The following is a 266-nucleotide window of genomic DNA, read 5'->3' as shown; positions in this document are numbered from 1 at the left end:
GATGATGTTTTATTTGCAAACTGGAAGGCACGATATACAATAAAGAACTCTAAAGTAATAACTAGCAATCCTCCGATTAAACCTAATTCTTCGCAAATAATTGCAAAAATAAAATCTGTATGTGGTTCTGGTAAATAGCCCAATTTCATTGCACTATTTCCTAATCCTTTTCCAAATACGCCACCGTTACCTATCGCAAGCAATGAATTGGAAATATGGTATCCAGTTCCTGATTCGAATTGGAATGGATCTGTTAGCGTACTAAA

At 35.0% G+C, this 266-nt stretch carries 1 protein-coding gene; it reads right to left on the bottom strand.

Features of this window, described 5'->3' with window-relative positions:
• On the bottom strand, positions 1 to 266 hold a 266-nt coding region (locus GUI70_RS25800; RefSeq protein WP_161884588.1), incomplete at both ends, for an FtsW/RodA/SpoVE family cell cycle protein.

Source organism: Deinococcus alpinitundrae, assembly GCF_009982895.1.
GTDB lineage: Bacteria > Deinococcota > Deinococci > Deinococcales > Deinococcaceae > Deinococcus > Deinococcus alpinitundrae.
The sequence above is the reverse complement of the archived record's forward strand: the minus strand, read 5'-3'. Positions and strand labels throughout refer to the sequence as shown.